Origin of the sequence: Pseudomonas sp. YJ42 (assembly GCF_047225135.1) — a bacterium.
GTDB lineage: Bacteria > Pseudomonadota > Gammaproteobacteria > Pseudomonadales > Pseudomonadaceae > Stutzerimonas > Stutzerimonas stutzeri_E.
This window is the reverse complement of sequence record NZ_CP178378.1, coordinates 3,113,630-3,133,126: the sequence shown is the minus strand read 5'-3', so window position 1 is coordinate 3,133,126 and position 19,497 is coordinate 3,113,630. Positions and strand designations below refer to the sequence as shown.

Annotated in this window: 14 protein-coding genes and 1 tRNA gene; 11 read left to right on the top strand and 4 right to left on the bottom strand. The window is 62.7% G+C overall.

The window, feature by feature from the left end; translation table 11 throughout:
* Nucleotides 1–21: 21 nt before the first annotated feature.
* Both ACL0K2_RS14460 and ACL0K2_RS14455 read right to left on the bottom strand, forming a co-directional pair.
* Entirely contained in the window at nucleotides 22–1,287 is a 1,266-nt protein-coding gene (locus ACL0K2_RS14460; RefSeq protein ID WP_413042902.1) for an inorganic phosphate transporter, read from the bottom strand.
* 38 nt (nucleotides 1,288–1,325) lie between these two features.
* Nucleotides 1,326–2,003, bottom strand: coding sequence for a TIGR00153 family protein (locus ACL0K2_RS14455; protein ID WP_045164191.1), 678 nt, complete (start codon nucleotides 2,001–2,003; stop codon nucleotides 1,326–1,328).
* Nucleotides 2,004–2,107: 104 nt separating this feature from the next.
* Between ACL0K2_RS14455 and ACL0K2_RS14450 the strand changes: the two genes are divergently transcribed.
* Both ACL0K2_RS14450 and ACL0K2_RS14445 read left to right on the top strand, forming a co-directional pair.
* Nucleotides 2,108–3,472 carry an inorganic triphosphatase gene (locus ACL0K2_RS14450; RefSeq protein WP_413042901.1) on the top strand — a complete coding sequence of 455 codons (1,365 nt, stop codon included), beginning with the start codon at nucleotides 2,108–2,110 and terminating at the stop codon, nucleotides 3,470–3,472.
* Between the two features lie 182 nt (nucleotides 3,473–3,654).
* The gene (locus ACL0K2_RS14445; protein WP_045164193.1) at nucleotides 3,655–5,439 is read left to right on the top strand and encodes a GspE/PulE family protein; all 1,785 of its coding nucleotides are present in this window, start codon (nucleotides 3,655–3,657) and stop codon (nucleotides 5,437–5,439) included.
* A gap of 131 nt (nucleotides 5,440–5,570) precedes the next feature.
* Here ACL0K2_RS14445 and ACL0K2_RS14440 read toward each other — a convergent pair whose 3' ends face one another.
* A complete protein-coding gene (locus ACL0K2_RS14440) occupies nucleotides 5,571–6,278 on the bottom strand; it encodes a murein L,D-transpeptidase catalytic domain family protein (RefSeq protein ID WP_413042900.1) in 708 nt (235 codons plus the stop codon).
* Nucleotides 6,279–6,503: 225 nt separating this feature from the next.
* Here ACL0K2_RS14440 and ACL0K2_RS14435 point away from each other — a divergent pair, with 225 nt between their 5' ends.
* From ACL0K2_RS14435 to ACL0K2_RS14420, 4 genes are all read left to right on the top strand, one after another.
* Nucleotides 6,504–8,153, top strand: a complete 1,650-nt coding sequence (locus ACL0K2_RS14435; RefSeq protein WP_230623712.1) for a L,D-transpeptidase family protein — start codon at nucleotides 6,504–6,506, stop codon at nucleotides 8,151–8,153.
* A 222-nt stretch (nucleotides 8,154–8,375) separates the two neighbouring features.
* The gene (locus ACL0K2_RS14430; RefSeq protein WP_413042899.1) at nucleotides 8,376–12,749 is read left to right on the top strand and encodes a PAS domain S-box protein; all 4,374 of its coding nucleotides are present in this window, start codon (nucleotides 8,376–8,378) and stop codon (nucleotides 12,747–12,749) included.
* Between the two features lie 66 nt (nucleotides 12,750–12,815).
* On the top strand, nucleotides 12,816–13,124 hold the full coding sequence (locus tag ACL0K2_RS14425) for a DUF2388 domain-containing protein (RefSeq protein WP_045164196.1): 309 nt from the start codon (nucleotides 12,816–12,818) through the stop codon (nucleotides 13,122–13,124).
* A gap of 88 nt (nucleotides 13,125–13,212) precedes the next feature.
* Nucleotides 13,213–13,638, top strand: coding sequence for an OsmC family protein (locus ACL0K2_RS14420; protein ID WP_045164197.1), 426 nt, complete (start codon nucleotides 13,213–13,215; stop codon nucleotides 13,636–13,638).
* Nucleotides 13,639–13,702: 64 nt separating this feature from the next.
* Here the strand turns inward: ACL0K2_RS14420 and ACL0K2_RS14415 are convergent, their stop codons facing one another.
* Nucleotides 13,703–14,806 carry a TRAP transporter substrate-binding protein gene (locus ACL0K2_RS14415; RefSeq protein WP_045164198.1) on the bottom strand — a complete coding sequence of 368 codons (1,104 nt, stop codon included), beginning with the start codon at nucleotides 14,804–14,806 and terminating at the stop codon, nucleotides 13,703–13,705.
* A gap of 196 nt (nucleotides 14,807–15,002) precedes the next feature.
* On the opposite strand from ACL0K2_RS14415, the gene ACL0K2_RS14410 reads away from it, so the two are divergent.
* The 5 genes from ACL0K2_RS14410 to ACL0K2_RS14390 all read left to right on the top strand — a co-directional run bounded on the left by ACL0K2_RS14410 (nucleotide 15,003) and on the right by ACL0K2_RS14390 (nucleotide 19,114).
* A complete protein-coding gene (locus ACL0K2_RS14410) occupies nucleotides 15,003–15,548 on the top strand; it encodes a TRAP transporter small permease subunit (RefSeq protein ID WP_239611328.1) in 546 nt (181 codons plus the stop codon).
* Nucleotides 15,541–16,917 (top strand): TRAP transporter large permease, encoded by a 1,377-nt coding sequence (locus tag ACL0K2_RS14405; protein ID WP_413042898.1) that lies wholly within the window; start codon nucleotides 15,541–15,543, stop codon nucleotides 16,915–16,917. Before ACL0K2_RS14410 ends, ACL0K2_RS14405 begins: the two co-directional genes overlap by 8 nt.
* Before the next feature lie 93 nt (nucleotides 16,918–17,010).
* Nucleotides 17,011–18,243 (top strand): methyltransferase, encoded by a 1,233-nt coding sequence (locus ACL0K2_RS14400; protein ID WP_413042897.1) that lies wholly within the window; start codon nucleotides 17,011–17,013, stop codon nucleotides 18,241–18,243.
* Nucleotides 18,244–18,318: 75 nt separating this feature from the next.
* Nucleotides 18,319–18,394, top strand: a tRNA-Thr gene (locus ACL0K2_RS14395).
* A 327-nt stretch (nucleotides 18,395–18,721) separates the two neighbouring features.
* Nucleotides 18,722–19,114, top strand: coding sequence for a GFA family protein (locus ACL0K2_RS14390; protein WP_413042896.1), 393 nt, complete (start codon nucleotides 18,722–18,724; stop codon nucleotides 19,112–19,114).
* The last annotated feature ends 383 nt before the right edge of the window (nucleotides 19,115–19,497 follow it).

Genomic DNA, 19,497 nt, shown 5'->3' with positions numbered 1-19,497 from the left:
AAACTGCGGCGACGGGCCGGATCAGACGAAGATCGCCTGCAGGATGGTGAAAAAGATGATCGAGAGGATCGCGCCGGCAGGCAGGGTGATCAGCCAGGACATGAAGATCGAACCGACCACGCCGAGGTTCAGTGCGCCGATACCACGCGCGATGCCGATACCGAGGACGGCGCCGACCAGGGTATGGGTGGTGGAAACCGGCAGGCCGATGGCGGAGGCACCAACTACCGTAGTGGCGGTCGCCAGTTCCGCGGCGAACCCGCGACTAGGGGTCAGCTCTGTGATTTCCTTGCCGATGGTGGCGATCACCTTGTAACCGTAGGTAGCCAGACCGATGACGATACCGACCGCGCCCAGCAGCAGCACCCAGCCCGGCACCGCCGACTTGGCGGCAATCTCCGCCGCGCCGCCCGACTGAATAACACCCACCACGGCGGCCAGCGGACCCACCGCGTTAGCCACGTCATTGGCGCCGTGGGCGAAGGCCATGGAACATGCGGTAAAGATCATCAGAACGGCAAAGACCTTTTCCACGCTGGCGTAGTGAAAGGTGCGATCAGCCTCGACGTCGACCTTGATGCGCGACAGCAGTGCGATCCCGACCAGCATCACCAGCACGCCGATGGCGAACGCCAAGAGGATGCCCTGACCACCGTTCAGCGTCAGGCCGACATGCTTGAGGCCCTTGGTGACCGTCATCAATGCAACCATGAAACCGGTCAGGAACATGTACAGCGGCACGAAGCGCTTGGCGTTGATGAAGGGATCATCGGTGTTGATGATCAGCTTCTGTACGCTCATGAACAGGCCAAAAGCGACAATGCCGGACAGCATCGGCGTCACCACCCAGCTCGCCACGATGGGGCCGATGGCGTCCCAGTGCACCGCATCGGTGGACACGCCGACCGCGGCAAAGCCGATCACCGCACCGATAATCGAGTGCGTGGTGGAAACCGGCCAACCTTTCATGGTGGCAATCATCAACCAGGTGCCGGCCGCCAACAGCGCTGACATCATGCCCAGCACCATTAGATCCGGCGAAATGACTTCCGCATCGACGATGCCGTTCTTGATGGTTTCGGTGACTTCGCCGCCCGCCAGGTAGGCACCGCAGAACTCAAAGATCATCGCGACGATGATGGCCTGCTTGATGGTCAGCGCCCTGGAACCCACCGAGGTTCCCATGGCGTTGGCCACGTCGTTGGCGCCCACGCCCCAGGCCATGAAGAAACCGAAAGCGCAGGCGAGCACCAGCAGTACGAAGCCGTATTCCGCGATAAAGGACATAAGGAATTACCTGTTGAACCAGAAAAGACGCTGGCGCCTCAGCGCGCCAGCAATTGTTCCAGACGGTTGCCGACTCGCTCGGCACGGTCAGCTACGTCACCGATCCATTCGATGATCTTGTAGAGGAACATCACGTCGACTGGAGGCAATTCCTTTTCCAGCTTGAACAGGGCACGGCGCACCGTGATCTGCATGCGGTCGGTTTCGCGCTCGATTTCCTCGAGCTCCTCGACCATTTTTTCTACTAGTGTGGCTTCACGGCCGGCAAAGCCGGTTTCCAGCAACGAATCCAGCTCCTTGAGTGCCTTGAGTGCCTGGCAGCTGGCGTCGACGCTGCGCTGCACGAAGGCCATCATCTCCGGCTGCAAGGCCGGCGGAATGGTCATGCAACGGCCCAGCATCAGCCCGGCGATGTCCTTGGCACGGTTGGCAATTTTGTCCTGTACACTCAGCAGCTCCAGCAGATCCGAACGCGGAACCGGCAGAAACAGGCTTTTGGGTAGGTGCTGACGAACGCTTTTCTTGAGCTTGTCGGCCTCGTTTTCCAGTCGGGCCATCTCTTTCTGGATCTGTTCGACTCGTTCCCAGTCTTCGGCCGTGATCGCCTGGAACAGCGGTACCAAGTTGGCGGCACATTCGTGGGACTTGGCCATATGCTGTTGCATCGGACCGATGGGCGAGCGTCCGAACAGGCTGACGAAAGGATTGATTGGCATAGGGAGCACCCCGGCTTCAGAAGGCGGCAAGTATACGGATGACCTCAAAGGGCCGCTACCAAGTGACGTAGGTCACACTCAAACATAGGCATCATCTCGGCACCATGCAGAAAGAAACCGAAATCAAACTGCGCGCCAGTCGCGAAACCCTGTTGGCGCTACGCGATCACCCGCTGCTGAAAAAGCGCAACAAGAGCGGCTGGCAGCGGCATGAGCTGTTCAACCAATACTTCGACACCCCCACGCGCGAGCTTGCTCAGGCCAAAGTCGCGCTGCGCCTGCGTCGCGACGGCGAGCAGTTCATCCAGACGTTGAAAAGCCGCGGCCAGAGCGTGGCCGGGCTGTCCGAACGCAACGAGTGGGACTGGTACCTGGACAAGGCCAAGCTGGATACCAAAAAGCTCACCGACGATTGCTGGCCCACCAGCCTCGCCGAGCTGGACAAGAAGACCTTGAAGCCGATCTTCACCACCGATTTCGTGCGCGAGAAAGCCGAAATCGCCTGGGGGCGCGGCAAGACCAAGGTGGTCATCGAAGCGGCGCTGGACTTGGGCAAGGTCATCGTTGGCAAGCAGAGCGAAGAGATCTGCGAGCTGGAGCTCGAGCTGCGCCAAGGCGAGCCTGAAGCCTTGCTGGAGTTGGCCGCCGAGCTCGCGGCCGATCTGGCGCTGATGCCCTGCGATATCAGCAAGGCCGAGCGGGGCTACCGCTTGTACGACACCGACAGCTACTCACTGAGCCTTCCGGTGCCGCCTCTCGAGGCGACAATGCCGCTGGATGACGCCTTCGCCGCGCTGGCCTGGCATCTGCTGGGCAACAGCCAGCGGCTGGCCGAGCAATACCGCTTCAACGGCCACTGGAAGCTGCTCGGCGAGTGGCTGCAACAATTGGTCGAGCTACGCGCCCTGCTCGGCAGCCTCGGCCAGGCCGCACCGCGTGCCACCAGCCGTGAGCTGCGCGAGCAGCTCGACGCGCTCATCCAGGAATGGCGCCCGAGGGTCGAAGCCGGGCAGGATGACGAAAGCGCACGCAAAAGCGCACCCGAGGCCTTCGCCGCCGAACTGGCGCAGCCGCGCTGGGGCCTGTTCTCGCTGAAGGCCTCGCTGTGGTTGCTGCAACGGGGCTGGACAGTTGGCCGCAATAACCGTGGCAACCGCCAGGGCGCAGCCGAGCTGGGTAATTGGCTGCCACGCCAGCTGGCCGAAGAAGCCGCAGCGCTGCAGCTGCAACGCTATCAGCAGCAACCCGAAGACCTCGCCGAACAGCGCCCACGCATGGAGCGGCTGCTCGTCTGGTTGCATCTGGCCCGTACCACCCTGGACCTGCCGGAAGTCGATCGCCTCTACGGTGAGCTGGCCAAGCTCTATGCATTGGCGCAGCAACCGCTGGACGATGAATTGCTCGACGCCCGCGTAGCCCAGACGCATACGGTCTGGACGCTAAAAGCCTGGAAGATGCTGCAGAAGTAAGCCGGAGCCAAGCCCACGGTGGATCGAGTTACCGATCCACCGTGGGCCGATCGGGTGATAGGACGCTGCGTAACGATCTTTCGTCAAGCGCCGACACTGCGCAAAGTTGAACCATCGTGGCAGACAGGACGCGCGTTTAACGGCAAGCTTGGCCCTCGTCTCCATCCTGCTCGAAGGGCCCCATGTCCGTGTTGAATTCCCCCGCCCAGGACCGCTTTCTCGACCTCAACGACCTGTTACGTGATCTCGTCGCTCAGGGCCGGCTGCAACAGGAAACCGCCGAGCAATGCATGACGTTGCGGCGCAGCGCGGCGAACGCTCAGCAGCATCCGCTGGAATTTCTGGGCGCCCAGCAACTCGACGACCTGACGCGGCCCGGCAAGAAACTCGACCTCGAGACTCTCACCGTCTGGCTCGCCGAGCAGGCCGGACAGCCCTATTTGCGCATCGACCCCCTGAAGATCAACGTCGCCGCGGTCACACCGTTGATGTCCTACGCCTTTGCCCAGCGCCACAAGATTCTTGCCGTGGCGGTGGACAGTTCGGCGGTGACCATCGCCAGCAGCCAGCCGTTCGTGAAGAGCTGGGAAGCCAACCTCATCCACGTGCTCAAACGCCCAATCAAGCGGGTCGTTGCCAATCCGGTCGACCTGCAGCGCTTCACCGTGGAGTTTTACCGCCTGGCCAAGTCGGTCAGCGGCGCCACCGCGACCGATCAGAAGGTCAGCGGTGCCGGCAACTTCGAGCAGCTGCTCAACCTCGGCGCCAGCGATCAGGAGCCGGATGCCAACGACTCGCACATCATCAATATCGTCGACTGGTTGTTCCAGTACGCCTTCGATCAACGTGCCAGCGATATCCACATCGAGCCACGGCGTGAACAGGGTACGGTGCGCTTTCGCATCGACGGCGTGCTGCACAACGTCTACCAGTTCCCGCCCCAGGTGGCGATGGCGGTGGTCAGCCGCCTGAAGACCTTGGGTCGGATGAACGTAGCCGAGAAGCGCAAACCGCAGGACGGCCGGGTCAAGACCAAGACCCCGGACGGCGGCGAGGTCGAGCTGCGCCTGTCGACCCTGCCGACCGCCTTCGGCGAAAAGATGGTGATGCGGATCTTCGACCCGGAGGTCTTGCTCAAGGGGTTCGATCAGCTGGGCTTTTCCGCCGAGGACCTGCGCCGCTGGCAGAGCATGACCGGCCAGCCCAACGGCATCATCCTGGTCACCGGCCCCACCGGCTCGGGCAAGACCACCACGCTTTACACCACGCTCAAGCAACTGGCGACGCCCGAGGTGAACGTCTGCACCATCGAGGACCCGATCGAGATGATCGAGGGCGCCTTCAACCAGATGCAGGTACAGCACAACATAGACCTGACCTTCGCCAGCGGCGTGCGTGCACTGATGCGTCAGGACCCGGACATCATCATGGTCGGCGAGATCCGTGACCTGGAAACCGCAGAAATGGCGATCCAGGCGGCGCTCACCGGGCATCTGGTGCTGTCCACGCTGCATACCAACGACGCACCGTCAGCAATTACCCGTCTGCTCGAGCTTGGCGTGCCGCACTATCTGCTGCGCGCCACGTTGCTCGGGGTCATGGCTCAGCGCCTGGTGCGAACGCTCTGCCCGCACTGCAAGGCGCCGGTTCAGCTGGATGCCGATGACTGGCAGGCCCTGACCAAACCCTGGAACGCGCCGCTGCCGAGCAATGCACAACAGGCGGTGGGCTGCATCGAATGCCGCGACACCGGCTATCGCGGCCGCGCTGGGGTCTACGAAATCATGCTGCTCAATGACGCCATCAAGCCACTGATCACCGCCGATACCGACCTCATCGCCTTGCGCCGCCAGGCCTTCAAGGACGGCATGCACAGCTTGCGCCTGTCCGGCGCGCAGAAGATCGCCGCGGGACTGACCACGCTGGAGGAAGTGCTGCGAGTGACGCCGCAGAGCGAGCAGAAATAGGCCGGGCTGGACGCTCGTAAGGTGGATGTCGCTTTTTGCATCCAACAGACACCGCCCGGTGGATCGATAAAGCGTGATCCACCCTACGCCAGACGATGCTTTGTCCGCGCCCCCACCTGCTTACCGTAAAGTCAGCCCTGCCGCGCCGCCAGTATCCCCGCCACGCGCGCAGGCTCGCAATTCAGATAAGCCGAGGACTGCAGCCAGTCCTGATCGGGATACCAGGAAAACATGAACTGCCCGCCCTTCAGGCTATCGACTACCATGCGCGCCACTTCCGGGCGCACCGCAGGGCAGCCCTGGCTGCGGCCGATACGGCCCTGAGTAACGATCCAGGTAGGATTCACGTAGTCGGCCGGGTGGATCACGATGGCCCGCTCACGCGCCAGATCGTTCACGCCGGGCTCGAGACCGTCCATGCGCAGCGAGTAGCCGTGCTTGCCGCTGTAGCTCTCGGCCGTGCGGAACAGACCGATACTCGACTGGTGGCTGCCGAGCACATTGGAGAAGCGCGTGGCGAGGTTTTCGCCAGACTTCTTCCCATGAGCGACATAATCTTCCAGCAACAATCGGCGCTGTCGCAGGTCAAAGATCCACAGTCGGCGCTCCGACGACGGCAGCGAGAAATCGATCACCGCCAGTCGCTGCGCGGGGTTAGCGCCATTGTTGACCGCGCACTGCATGGCCGCGACGGCGTGCGTAAGCACTTTGGGGTTGAGCGAGGGCGCCAGTGGGACCAAGCTGTCCACCATCGGCTGGTAGGAAGGGCTGGCCGCAAGCAGCGGCGTCGACAGGAGCAGGCCTGCCAAAAGACAAAGGCGTCGGAACGAAACCATCATGTGTTGAACTACCTCACCGACGCCAAGGCCAAACGTCCCTTTTGACAGGCGCCTCACACACTGCGGCCCGGGAGGCGACAGCGAAACAGGTCAGACAGGAGCGGACAGGCTCCCACTTCGTCTGACAGATCATTTTGTAGTGGCCCGAAAGGGTCTGGTTTTCCCAAAACCGCAGCGGATCTGCGGCGGAGTCTAGCAGTCGGTGGGATGACCGGGAGTGAAGCGTTGTACAAAAAACATGCATTTCGTCTGGTTATCGCTCTGTTGTTCGTACCCTTTCTGGCGTCGGCGCAACCGACCAGCGAGCCATACAACCCTATCCGTAACGCCCTGCAGGTGCTGCCCAGCGTCTGCGAGGGTCCCCTCGCCCAGATCGACCAAAGCGCTCTGCCACCGCTGACCGAGCTTTATCGCCGGCACCAGTTCGCTGCGCTGTGGACCTCCTACGCGCAACTCGACGAACTGCTGGGGCAGCTCCATGAACTGGTTGATGACGGCTTGAACCCCGCGGCTTACCATCCCGAAGCCATTCGTCATGCCCTGCAGACGGCCACGACCGAACCGTTGCATCGCGAGTGCAGCGACATTCTCGCCACGCACGCCTATCTGCTGGCGCTGCGGCACCTGACTCAAGGGCGTTTGCCGCAGGATCGTCTCGAGCCGGTCTGGCGCAGCCCCAGCGCCGCGGCCCAACAAGAAGCGGACACCCGCTTACTGGCAATCGCCGACGACGGCCTGACGCATCTCGAGCAGGCCTTCGACAAGGCGCGCCCAGCGCTCGAGCAGTACCACAATCTGCGCAAAGCGCATGCCCGCCTGCGCGCCGAACCTGCGCAGCGTTGGCTGCCGATCCCACCGGGGCCGACCTTGCGCCCCGGCATGTCGGATCCTCGGGTTCCGCTGCTGCGCCAGCGCTTGGCCAGCGATGGCTATCTCGTCGACGTGGTCGCTACGGGAGCGCTCGAAACACGCTATAGCCCGCCCATCGAGCAGGCACTCAAGGCCTTCCAAACCCGCCACGGACTGCAGGACGACGGTGTGCTGGGCGCTGATACGCTGGCCGCATTGAACACATCGCCGAGCGACCGGCTGAATCAGCTGAAGATCAACCTGGAACGGTTCCGTTGGCTGTCTCGCGACATCGAAGCACGCTCGCTGCTGGTCGACATTGCGGGCGGACGGGTCATCTATTTCCGCGACAAGCGTCCACGCTGGGAGGCCCGTAGCCAGGTCGGTCGCGACACCCGGCAGACCCCCGCGATCAAGTCGACTGTCACCCGCCTCACCCTGAATCCGACCTGGACCGTGCCACCGACCATCTTGCGCGAAGACAAACTGCCCAAGATCCGCGAGGATCTGGGCTACCTCGCCCGGCAGGGCCTGCAAGTACTCGATTATCAGGGCAACACGCTGGATCCGGAGCAAGTTGACTGGAACAGTCCCGGCAGGATCCTGCTGCGTCAGGCGGCGGGCCCCGACAACCCGCTCGGACGTCTGGTGATTCGCTTTGCCAATCCCTTTTCGATCTATCTGCACGACACGCCGAGCCAAGGCTTGTTCGCCCGTTCACAACGCGCGTTCAGTTCCGGCTGCGTCCGCGTCGAGTCGGTGATGCAATTGGTCGATCTACTGCTGGCCGATGGCGAACACGAGCGCTTCTCTCGGCTGCTCGCGACGGGCCAGACGCACGAGTTCGGTCTGGCCAAACCCACTCCGATCCTTCTGGCCTACTGGACAGCCGAAGCGGACAGCGCGGGACAAGCAAGCTACCGGCCGGATATCTATCACCGCGACCCCGACTTGCTGGCCGCACTGCTCGCTGCCGACCGACTACGGTTGCTCGAGGGACCGCAGCCCGACGCAGGCAAACAATAGCCGCGACGCGATGGCTGACCGAGCGTTCGCAGGCCTGCGACCGGACCGGCGGCACTGGCAGACTGTCCGCAGGCCAAGGTCTACTTGCCACAAATTCCACCCAGAGTATCTTTCGCAGCCGCAATCACCAACAGATGAACAAGCAGCACCGCTACACGCAATTGCTCGGGCCGTACGGCTGAGCATGTCATTCTCGACGCCATGGATAGCCGAGCAGAAATTGTGAACCTGGAGAACCTAGACAACACGGGGAGCGGGGCCGACCGACTGGCCACGCTGGGCCGTTACCGTATTATCGGCAGTCCGTCAGAAGCAGCGTTCGACGATCTGGCGCTGCTCGCGGTGGAGCTGTGCGGCTGCTCCAGCGCGGCCATCGTACTCATCGACGGTGAACGTCAGTGGCTGAAAAGCTTCATCAGCAACGAGGACAACCCCCACGAGCCGAGCCGGACGCTATGTGCCCGCGCAGTCGGCCGTTCACAGCCATTGGTGATCCCCAGTCTCGCCGATGAGCCGCTCGCCGAAGGCCTCTCCGGCTTCTTCGCCGCCGTGCCACTGGAAAGCCCGCAAGGCCTGTCGCTCGGCGCGCTGTGCGTGATGCACAGCCAACCGCAGCAGCTGTCGGAGCGGCAACTGGCGTACCTGCAAACCTTGGCCCGTCAGGTGATGGCGCTGCTGGAGCCGCGCCATGCCCTCTCAACAAGCGAGAACGACCCGCGAGACGAGGGCTCGCCGGGTTACGCGGCCTCGGTACGCGAGGCTGAGAAACGCTACCGCGCACTGGTCGATCTCAGTCCCCAGGTGATCTGGCAGTGCGATGCCAGCGGCTCGCTGATTTTCTGCAACCGCTATTGGTGCGACTTCACCGGGCTATCGGCCGAAGAGTCGGCTGGCTGGGGCTGGCTCAACGCCGTCGCGTCGGACCACCGGGAAGCAGTGCTGCAGCAGTGGAGCTCAGCGTTGAAAAGCGGCAAGTCGGGCAGCTTCGAAGTGCCCCTGCTCGCTGCTGACGGTTGCCCGCGCTGGTTCCAGGGCTCCGGCGCGCCAGTCTACGACCAGGACGGTCGCCTGTTGCATTGGGTGCTGGTGGCCCAAGACATACACGAACGGCGCCGCGCCGAGACCGAGCGGCTGGAAAGCGAGGCGTTTACTCGCAGCCTGCTGGACTCGGCCAGCGAGGGCTTCTATTCCGTCGATACCCGCGGCTTCGTCACCCTGTGCAACGAGGCCTTCGTCAGGTTGCTCGGCTTCGCCAGCAAGGATCAGGTGCTTGGCCAGCAGCTGCATCAGGTGATCCACCACAGCCACCCGGACGGTTTGCCCTACGCCGTCGAAGATTGCCCCATCCAGCGTACCGCCAGTACCGGCGAGCCTGCGCATGTCGAATATGAACTGTTCTTCCGACAGGACGGCAGCAGCCTGCCGGTGGAGTACCGGGTCGCACCGCTCTACCGCGACGGGATCCTGCAAGGCGCCATCTGCACCTTCACCGACATCAGCGAGCGTGCACGCGGCGAGGCGCAGCAGGCTTATCTGCTGGACCTCAGCGACCACCTTCAGGACACCGATGGCCGTATCGAGCTGACCGACATCATGGCCGAGCAACTGGCTCCGCTGATGTCGGTGGAGTGCATCGCCAGTGGTCATCTCGACGAGCACGGCGGCCTGGTCATCGACCACTACTGGCCGCCGGACACCGGCAATCGCGCCGAGCCGTATCCGCTTGGCGACTGCGCAAACATTCTGCGGCTGAGATTATCGCAGGGCCTTATCGTGCCGTTCGAAGACCTGCTGGACGAAGCCGGCTGCCGCGACAAGTGCGACGCCCTGCATGAACATCTCGGCTACCGCAGCCTGTTGCTGGCACCATTGTTGGGATTGCCCGCCAATTGCGCCTTCCTGCTGTTCGCCAGTCGCCAACCCAGACCCTGGAGCCAGGCCGACATTTCGCTGGTGCGCGAAGTGGCCGAGCGCGTCCGTGCGGCGGCCGATCGTACGAGGGCGCGCAAAGCCTTGCTCGAGGCCGAGCAGCGGGTCAGCCTGGCCAACGAGATCGCCTCGATCGGTGTCTGGGAGTACGACTTCGAGCGCAACACGTTGCATTGGGATGCGCAGCTCAAGGCGCTCGCCGGGATCGCCCCGAACGAGCCGGCACTGTCTGTCGACGAGTTCCTCGCACGGGTCCATGCCGACGATCGGCGCGTCCTGCTCGATGCCTTCCGCAGCGCCCTGGAAGGCGTCGGGGACGGCGAGTTGAACCTCGACTACCGCGTCTATGACGAGGCCAGCGATCGATTCCGCTGGCTGACCAACCGTGGCCGGCGGCTGTTCGATGCCGACGGCAGGATTCGCCTGCTCGGTACCGCCCGGGAAATCACCGACGAACGCAACGCAGAATTGAAGCTGCTGCGCATGAACGCCTTGCTCGAGGAACAGATACAGGAGCGTCAGATAACCGGGCAGCGGCAATCGGTGCTGATGGAGCTGGGCGACCTGCTACGCGGACAGCCAGACAGCGCCACTATCGTCGCGGCGGCTGTACGCGCCTTGGGTATGACCCTCAACGTAACCCGCGCCGCCTTCCTGAGTGTCGATCCCGGCGGTCAGTACGCCACCGTCGAACGTTACTGGAGCGACGGTGCGTTGGGCGACTATAGCGAGCATATGTGCTTCGCTGACTACGGTGACTTCATCTATGACCTGCAGAATGACGAGCTGGTGGTGGTGGATGACGTCCTGCACGACACCCGCACCGCCGCGCAGGCCGCAAGCCTGAGGCTGCGACGCATACAAAGTCTGGTCTGCGTGCCGCTGCACGAACAGGGGCGCCTGAGCGCCGCGTTGATCTTGTTGCAGGACCGTCCGCGCCAGTGGGCCGAAGACGACATTTCCTTTATCCGCGAAGTCGCCGACCGCGCCTGGACCGCCGACGAGCGGATGCGCGCCGAACGCGCCTTGCGCGCCAGTGAGGAGCAGTTCCGCACCCTCGCCGACAACATGAGCCAGTTCGCCTGGATGGCGGACCCGGCAGGACGCATCTACTGGTACAACAAGCGCTGGTACGACTACACCGGCACCACCCTGGAAGCCATGCGCGCGCTGGGCTGGCGGTCGGTGCATCACCCCGATCACCACGTACGTGTCAGCGCCTCGATGAAGCGCGCCGTCGCCATCGGCTCGATTTGGGAGGAAACCTTCCCGATGCGGGGCAAGGACGGTCAGTACCGCTGGTTTCTCGCACGTGCCGTGCCCATTCGCGACGACTTCGGTCAGGTCACGCACTGGTTCGGCACCAATACCGACATCACCGCACAGGTGGCGGCCGAAGAAGCGCTGCGCGAGCTCAACGACAACCTCGAACGGCGCGTTGCCGAGCGCACCCGCGAGCTGGCGGAGATCAACCACCTGCTGCACTTGGAAATGGGCGAACGCGCGCGCGCCGAGGAAACCCTGCGCCACGCGCAAAAGATGGAAGCCATCGGCCAGCTCACCGGCGGCCTCGCTCACGACTTCAATAACATGCTGACGGGTGTGCTGGGCGCGCTGGACCTAATCCAGCGCCGGGTCGCCAGCGGACGGCTGACCGACCTCAACCGCTATGTCGATGCGGCGACCAGTTCGGCCAACCGAGCCGCGGCCCTGACCCACCGTTTGCTGGCATTCGCCCGTCGCCAGTCACTCGATCCGCAACCGGTGGACGTCAACCAGCTGGTGCGGTCGATGGAGGACATGCTGCGCCGAACCATGGCCGAACACATCCAGTTCGACACCCATCTGCAGTCGGACCCCTGGCAGGCCTACACCGATGCGCACCAACTGGAAAACGCCCTGCTCAACCTGGTAATCAATGCCCGCGACGCCATGGGCGACGGCGGCAGGCTGGTCATTCAAACCGGCTGCGTACAGATCAGCAGTGCGCAACCCGACGGTCCCGAACCCGGCGACTACGTCACCCTCAGTGTGGCCGACACTGGTTGCGGCATGCCGGCTGACGTGGTTGCCAAGGCCTTCGATCCGTTCTTCACCACCAAGCCCATCGGCCAGGGTACTGGCCTCGGTTTGTCGATGGTCTATGGCTTCGTCAAGCAGACCGGCGGCCATGTACGCATCGACAGCACGCCCGGTCAGGGCACGCTGATCACTCTGTTCCTGCCGCGCAATCGAATCCATACGCAACAGCAGGAGGACCTTCGCAGTACGCCCATGGCGATCCAGGGCGCCCGGACCAATGAAACGGTGCTGGTTGTGGAAGACGAAGCCGCCGTGCGCATGCTGGTGGTCGAGGTGCTTCAGGAACTGGGCTACAAGGTTCTCGAGGCCGTGGACGGCGCCAGCGCGCTGCCCCATCTACAGAGCGATCAGCGCATCGATCTGCTGGTCAGCGATTTCGGCCTGCCGGGTCTCAACGGTCGACAATTGGCTGAAGTCGCCCGCCAGCACCGGCCGAATCTACGCGTGTTGTTCATCACCGGCTACGCGCCGAACGCCGAGGTTCGCGGAGAGTTCCTCGCACCCGGCATGGACATGCTGGCCAAACCCTTCAGCATCGACATGCTCGGGGCCAAGGTTCGTCAGTTGATCGAACGCAGCGGATAGTCGCGGCAAGGAACTCTGCCGACCGCTGCGTACTCTCTAGAAAAGGATCAAGCGGAGGCATCAATCATGCGCAGAACAATACTGGCGGCAATCACCCTGAGCTGTATTCCCTTTGGCGCGGCGATGGCGGACGGCGATTTCGTCCGGCAGGTCCTGTCCTCGGGCGCGACCACCGCCTCCACCTACATGACCTTCAAGGATGACAAGCGAGTCGCTGCCGCCCGGGAGGACGCCGGTAGCTTCGTCGCCAGCGATGGCGCCATTCGAGGCCCCTATCTCGAAGCGATGCTGATGAAGCTACGCAGCGAGCAGCCACAGTTGCAGGCCAGTGACATGCAGCTGGCCAACGCCATTCTCGCCGCCGAACAGCAGTAGGTCACGAAGCAGGCCGACCGGTACGAGGTCGGCCTATTGCTCCGTGTGCAGCCACGTGGCGGTATCCGTTCCACTCGCAGGAGGAGACATGAAAAAAACCGCATCCGCCGTCTGGCAAGGTGATTTGAAAAGCGGCAAAGGCACCATCAGCACCCAGAGCGGCGCGCTGAAAGACAATCCCTACGGCTTCAATACCCGCTTTGAAGAAGCACCTGGCACCAATCCCGAGGAGCTGATCGGTGCCGCCCATGCCGGCTGTTTCTCCATGGCATTATCGATGATGCTCGGGCAGGCCGGACTTACGGCCGAGCGCATCGAGACCTCGGCGGAAGTTACCTTGGACAAGGTCGGCGAGGGTTTCTCGATCACTGCCATCGCCTTGACCCTCAAGGCTAAGGTTCCAGGGGCTGACGAAAACCAATTCCAGCAGATCGCCAATCAGGCGAAGGAAGGCTGCCCGGTCTCCAAGGTCCTCAACGCGCAGATCAGCCTGAACGCCACCCTGGAGAGCTGATTCGGCAGGCAAAAAAAACGCCGCCCAACTGGGCGGCGTTTTCGTTTCGGACGACTTGCGACGATCAGCCGCGAATGTTGTAGATGTCCTTTTCGTTCAGCTCGGCGTATTCGTACAGACGCTTGAGATAGGCGCTCTGCTGATCCCAGACTTTCTTCGCAACCGGGTCGGCCGCGGCAGAAGCGTCGACCACTTCGGCCGCGACTTCCTTCAGGCGCGCCAGCACGTCGTCGGGCAGACGACGTACTTCGACGCCCTGCTCGCGCAGTTGCTCCAGTGCTTCCATGTTCTTGGCGTTGTAGTCGTCGAGCATGTCGCCGTTGACCGCACGGGCAGCGGCACGAACGATGGCCTTGAGGTCGTCCGGCAGGGTGTCCCAGGCCTTCAGGTTGACGTCCAGCTCGAAGGTCACGTTCGGCTCCTGCCAGCCCGGGGTGTAGTAGTACTTCGATGCCTTGTGCAGGCCCAAGGCGAGGTCGTTGTACGGGCCGATCCACTCAGTGGCGTCGATGGCACCGGTCTGCAGCGCGGTGAAGATCTCACCGGCCGGCATGTTGACCACGGTCCCGCCCATCTTGGTCAGCACTTCGCCGCCCAGGCCCGGGGTACGCATCTTGAGCCCGTTGAAATCGTTGACCGAATTGATTTCTTTGTTGAACCAGCCCGCGGTCTGTACGCCAGTGGCGCCGCAAGCCATTGGCAGTACGCCGTAAGGCTTGTACACCTCCTCCCACAGCTCCATGCCGCCGCCGCGATGCAACCAGGCGTTCATTTCCTGGGCGTTGGGCCCGAACGGCAATGCGCAGAAAAATTGCGCGGCCGGGACCTTGCCCTTCCAGTAGTAAGGAGCGCCATGGCCCATTTCGGCGGTGCCGCGCGAGACGGCGTCGAAGACTTCCAGCGCTGGCACCAGCTCGCCAGCGGCATACACCTTGACCGTTAGGCGGCCGTCGCTCATTTCATTGACCAGCTTGGCGAAGTTCTCCGCACCGACGCCCACGCCAGGGAAATTCTTCGGCCAGGAAGTAACCATCTTCCAATTGAATTTCTCGGTGCTTGCACTGCCTTCGGTTTTGGCTGCGGTTTTCTCGGTTTCCTTGTTGCAACCCGCCAGCGCGGTTGCAGCCAGGCCGACACCAGCGGCGGCCAGAATTTGACGACGTTTCATGAGTCACTCCTTGTTGTTGTAATGCTGAAGATCGGAACCCCCGAACTCAGGTGGTTCTAGCTATCATATGGCTATCTCTCGCTCAAGCACCGCGACTACGTACAAGGACTACGTACGTAGTACTGCCGGTTGCGGCTCCAGCGCGCAGCCGCCTAGAATCGCCGGCCTTCTGGGCCATAACAATAAAGGATCTGCCATGTCGAAACACGCCCCTCCACTGCTCGGTCTCTCCAGGGTGATCGACGCCGTGAACGCCCGCTTCGGACAGGCCTGCGCCTGGCTCACCCTATTCCTCGTCCTCGGCACCGCCGTGGTCGTGGTGTTGCGCTACGGTTTCGGCATCGGCGCAACCGCCTTGCAGGAAGCCGTCCTTTACGCACATGCATTGGTTTTCATGGGTGCCGCCGCCTGGGTTCTACAGCGCAACGGCCATGTCCGCGTCGACATCTTCTATCAGCGCTTCAACCCTCGCTACCAGGCCTTGGTCGAAGTGCTCGGCACCCTGCTGTTTCTTCTGCCGGTCTGCCTGTTTCTCGGCTGGGCCAGCTGGGATTACGTCAGCAACTCCTGGGCGACCCTCGAGGGCTCCAGCGAGTCAGGCGGCCTGAAGTTCGTCTTTCTGCAGAAAAGCATCATTCTCGTCCTGGTTGTCTCTCTGAGCCTGCAAGGCCTTTCCGAAATCATCAAGGCCGCGTACATCGTCGCCGGTCGCATGCCCGCATCGGAGGTGAAGCATGGCTGAGATGATGGCGATACTGCTGTTCATCAGCATCTGCGCGGCCTTGATGGCCGGCTACCCCGTGGCCTTCACCCTGGGCGGCGTCTCGCTGCTGTTTGCCGGCATCGGCATGCTCACCGGCACCTTCGATGGCGGCTACCTGAGCGCGCTGCCGAATCGCCTGTTCGGCATCATGAACAACCAGACGATGCTGGCAGTGCCATTATTCGTGTTCATGGGCGTGATGCTGGAAAAGAGCCGCGTGGCTGAGGACCTCCTCGAATCCATGTCGCGATTGTTCGGCACCCTGCGCGGCGGCCTGGCGATTTCCGTATGCGTAGTGGGCGCGCTGCTTGCGGCCAGCACCGGCATCGTCGGCGCCACGGTGGTGACCATGGGCCTGCTGGCATTGCCGACCATGTTGCGCCGTGGCTATGACCCGGCCATCTCCACCGGCACCCTGGCCGCTACCGGCACTCTGGGCCAGATCATCCCCCCTTCGATCGTGTTGGTGCTGTTGGGCGACGTGATGTCCAGCGCCTATCAGCAAGCCCAGCTGAAGATGGGCATCTTCTCGCCAAAGACCGTTTCGGTCGGTGACCTGTTTGTCGGCGCGCTTCTTCCCGGCCTGCTATTGGTCGGCCTGTACATTCTCTACATCATCGCCGTGGCGATCTTTCAGCCGAAGAAGCTACCGGCGCTGCCACAAGAAGAGCTCGGCCCGATCGAGTGGGGCAAGCTGATCAATGCGCTGGTGCCACCGCTGCTGCTGATCAGCGCCGTGCTCGGCTCGATCCTGGCCGGCTACGCGACGCCCACCGAGGCCGCTGCGCTGGGCGCACTGGGCGCGATGATCCTGGCCTTCTACAAGGGCAAGCTGAATTTTGGCCAGCTGCGCGACGTGGCCTACGGCACCACCGAGATCAGTGCCATGGTGTTCCTGATCCTGATCGGCGCCTCGCTGTTCTCCCTGGTTTTCCGCGGTTTCGGCGGCGAAGCGCTGATTGAGGACGTCTTCGCGCAGTTGCCAGGCGGCGTGCTCGGTGCGTTCTTCCTGGTGATGGTGGTGATCTTCCTGCTGGGCTTCATCCTGGACTTCATCGAAATCACCTTCGTGGTGGTGCCGATCGTCGGCCCGGTGCTGCTGGCCATGGGTTTGGACCCGGTGTGGCTCGGGGTGATGATCGCACTTAACCTGCAGACCTCGTTCCTCACGCCGCCCTTCGGTTTCGCCCTCTTCTACCTGCGCGGCGTGACGCCGAAATCCGTGCCCACCAGCACGATCTACAAAGGCGTGCTGCCGTTCATCCTGATCCAGATTCTGCTGCTGGTGATCGCCTATCAGTTCCCTGGCCTGGTCACTTGGCTGCCCGAGCAGGTTTACGGCAAATAGTCCCATGCAGACGCCCGTTTCGACGGGCGTCTGGCTTTTCGGCAACCGGTTTCGGCGCGATCATAGGGGCCGAGCCACCATCGCCGAGCCCTCATGCCCACCGAATCAATCCGCCACGCACAACTGGCTGAGCGCTTTCAGCAGCTCGACGCCTTTCTGCTGCGGCATCAGGCGTTATGGCGACCGCGCCCGTTCACTCAGCGAAACCTGCTCTGGGAAGCGGACCACCCCGAGCTTGCCCGATGGCTGCGCAGCCGCTCGCTGGCAGAAGCCGAGGCGGCACACAACCATCCCGTCGACCTCATGGCGCCCACGCCATTTCCCCTACTGGCTGAACAAGCCACGGCCTTGAGCGTCATCGATGAGTTGCCCCAGTCACCCCCCACCCGTGCTGATGCCCGGCAGGCAGTCGACGTGCCTGGGCGCAAATGGCTGCAGATCCGGGCATTCGACTCGGCGCTGGCGTTCGACGAAGCCCCGCGGCACTGGCTCGACTGGTGTGCAGGCAAGGGCCATCTCGGACGTCAACTGGCCGCTCGTGGCGGCACATTGACCTGCCTGGAATGGGATTCGGCGCTGGTCGCGGAGGGCAGCCGTCTCAGCGAGCGGCTTGGCATCGCCGCGACACATCACCAGCAGGACGTGATGGATGAAAGCGCTACCACGCAACTCAGCCCGACAGTGACGCCGGTGGCGTTGCACGCCTGCGGCGATCTGCATGTCCGCCTGATCGATCTGAGCATCGCGCAGCGCTGCCGCCGCCTGGCGATCGCGCCCTGCTGCTACAACCGCATCCAGGCCGCTCACTATCAACCCCTGTCGAAGCAGGCCGCACGCTCGAAGCTTCTGCTGTCCCGCGACGATCTCGGCCTGCCACTCAGCGAAACGGTCACCGCTGGCGCGCGCGAAAGGCGACAACGCGATCAGTCCATGGCCTGGCGCTTGGGCTTCGACCTGCTCCAACGTGAGCTACGCGGCGAGGACGTCTACCTGCCGACACCTTCTCTACCGTGCAGCTGGCTGAAAAAGAGCTTCGAAACCTACTGCCGCGACCTGGCCACGATGAAGAAGCTGCCCGAACCGCCCCCGCGGGACTGGGCCGCCCTCGAACGAGGCGGCTGGCAGCGCCTTGCCGAAGTGCGCAATCTAGAGCTGTTGCGCGGCCTATTCCGTCGTCCGCTGGAGATCTGGCTGCTGCTCGACCGCGCCTTGCTGCTGGCCGAAAATGGCTACGCGGTAAGGCTGGGCACCTTCTGTCCAGCCGAACTGACCCCACGCAATTTAATGCTGATCGCCGAACTCGACGACCACCGCGCAAACACATGAAGGACGTCATGCAAACAACTGGCAACAAACAGTTTACTCGCCGCGAGCAATGGCTATAATGGCGCCCATCTTTTAGCCGGTATAGCTCAGCTGGTAGAGCAACTGACTTGTAATCAGTAGGTCCCGAGTTCGACTCTTGGTGCCGGCACCATACAAATCAAAGGGTTACGCGGAAGCGTAGCCCTTTTTTGTTGGCTGAACGTTTCCCGGAAGGGATTTGTCACTTCGATTCCCTTTGGTCGAAACGAACCGACCGGCTCGGAACCAGCGCCCCGCCTTCTCGCAGCATCGCTGCCTGTTCTCTCGCCGCATGCCGATGAACAATCACGGATGTCGCCAATCAAAAACGACGGGGTCTTTCTCTTGCAGCCTGGCGATGCTGTAAAGCCGATAACCGCGTAAGCCGGGCGCCGTTCGTGGACGTCCGGCAAAAGTCGCGGTAAACAATCCGAGCGACTGATTGAAGAGGAGGCGCAGCATGGTCCAATACAAAGGTGGCTGCCTTTGCGGCGGCGTCCGAATTGTGGCATCGGGCGTGCCGTACCGGGTCGGCCTTTGTCATTGCCTCGATTGCCGCAAGCATCACGGGGCTCTTTTTTACGCCGCTGCGGTGTTCCCTGAGGACGCGGTGGTAATCGAAGGCGAAACACGTGATTACGCTGGGCGGTTTTTCTGCCCGCGCTGCGGCTCGTCGGTCTTCGCCCGCACCGCAGACGAAATCGAAGTGAACCTGGGCTCGTTGGATGCCCCGGGTCAACTGATGCCAAGTTATGAAAGCTGGGTCGTCCGTCGCGAGTCCTGGTTGCCGCCGTTCCCGCTCACGAGGCGATACGAGCATGATCGTGAAGGGACGGGCCGTGCTGAGGAGTAGAGGTATGCCGGTGAGAAGGCGCCGTGCGAGGTGACAGGAGCATGCCTTGGCCGAAGCTTTCGATCTCGCAGAACTCACCGCTGGTTCATGGCACATCAACGAGATGCTTCGGTCGCGATGCGCTTGCACTGCGTACCCTCTAGCCACGCCAGTTACGACTTCTGACGCTACAAACAAAAAGCCCCACCTCCAGAGAGGTGGGGCTTTTTAGGGCTGTGTCCTGTCCTTTCGGCCGCTCCTTGCGGCAATTCCTTACGCCGAACCTGGCGCTTGCGAGATCCTTCGCGGCAGCTCACCCCAACCCAAACGTTGCAGGCTGGGCACCGCGCTAGGCGCTTCATGACGCGTCGAAACGGGTCACGGAGCGGCCAGCAACGGCAGCA

Coding starts and splice junctions, on each gene's coding strand:
- ACL0K2_RS14425 (WP_045164196.1), top strand. CDS start 12,816: ATGCGCAGAACAATACTGGCGGCAATCACCCTGAGCTGTATTCCCTTT.
- ACL0K2_RS14440 (WP_413042900.1), bottom strand. CDS start 6,278: ATGATGGTTTCGTTCCGACGCCTTTGTCTTTTGGCAGGCCTGCTCCTG.
- ACL0K2_RS14445 (WP_045164193.1), top strand. CDS start 3,655: ATGTCCGTGTTGAATTCCCCCGCCCAGGACCGCTTTCTCGACCTCAAC.
- ACL0K2_RS14390 (WP_413042896.1), top strand. CDS start 18,722: ATGGTCCAATACAAAGGTGGCTGCCTTTGCGGCGGCGTCCGAATTGTG.
- ACL0K2_RS14460 (WP_413042902.1), bottom strand. CDS start 1,287: ATGTCCTTTATCGCGGAATACGGCTTCGTACTGCTGGTGCTCGCCTGC.
- ACL0K2_RS14420 (WP_045164197.1), top strand. CDS start 13,213: ATGAAAAAAACCGCATCCGCCGTCTGGCAAGGTGATTTGAAAAGCGGC.
- ACL0K2_RS14455 (WP_045164191.1), bottom strand. CDS start 2,003: ATGCCAATCAATCCTTTCGTCAGCCTGTTCGGACGCTCGCCCATCGGT.
- ACL0K2_RS14415 (WP_045164198.1), bottom strand. CDS start 14,806: ATGAAACGTCGTCAAATTCTGGCCGCCGCTGGTGTCGGCCTGGCTGCA.
- ACL0K2_RS14410 (WP_239611328.1), top strand. CDS start 15,003: ATGTCGAAACACGCCCCTCCACTGCTCGGTCTCTCCAGGGTGATCGAC.
- ACL0K2_RS14400 (WP_413042897.1), top strand. CDS start 17,011: ATGCCCACCGAATCAATCCGCCACGCACAACTGGCTGAGCGCTTTCAG.
- ACL0K2_RS14450 (WP_413042901.1), top strand. CDS start 2,108: ATGCAGAAAGAAACCGAAATCAAACTGCGCGCCAGTCGCGAAACCCTG.
- ACL0K2_RS14405 (WP_413042898.1), top strand. CDS start 15,541: ATGGCTGAGATGATGGCGATACTGCTGTTCATCAGCATCTGCGCGGCC.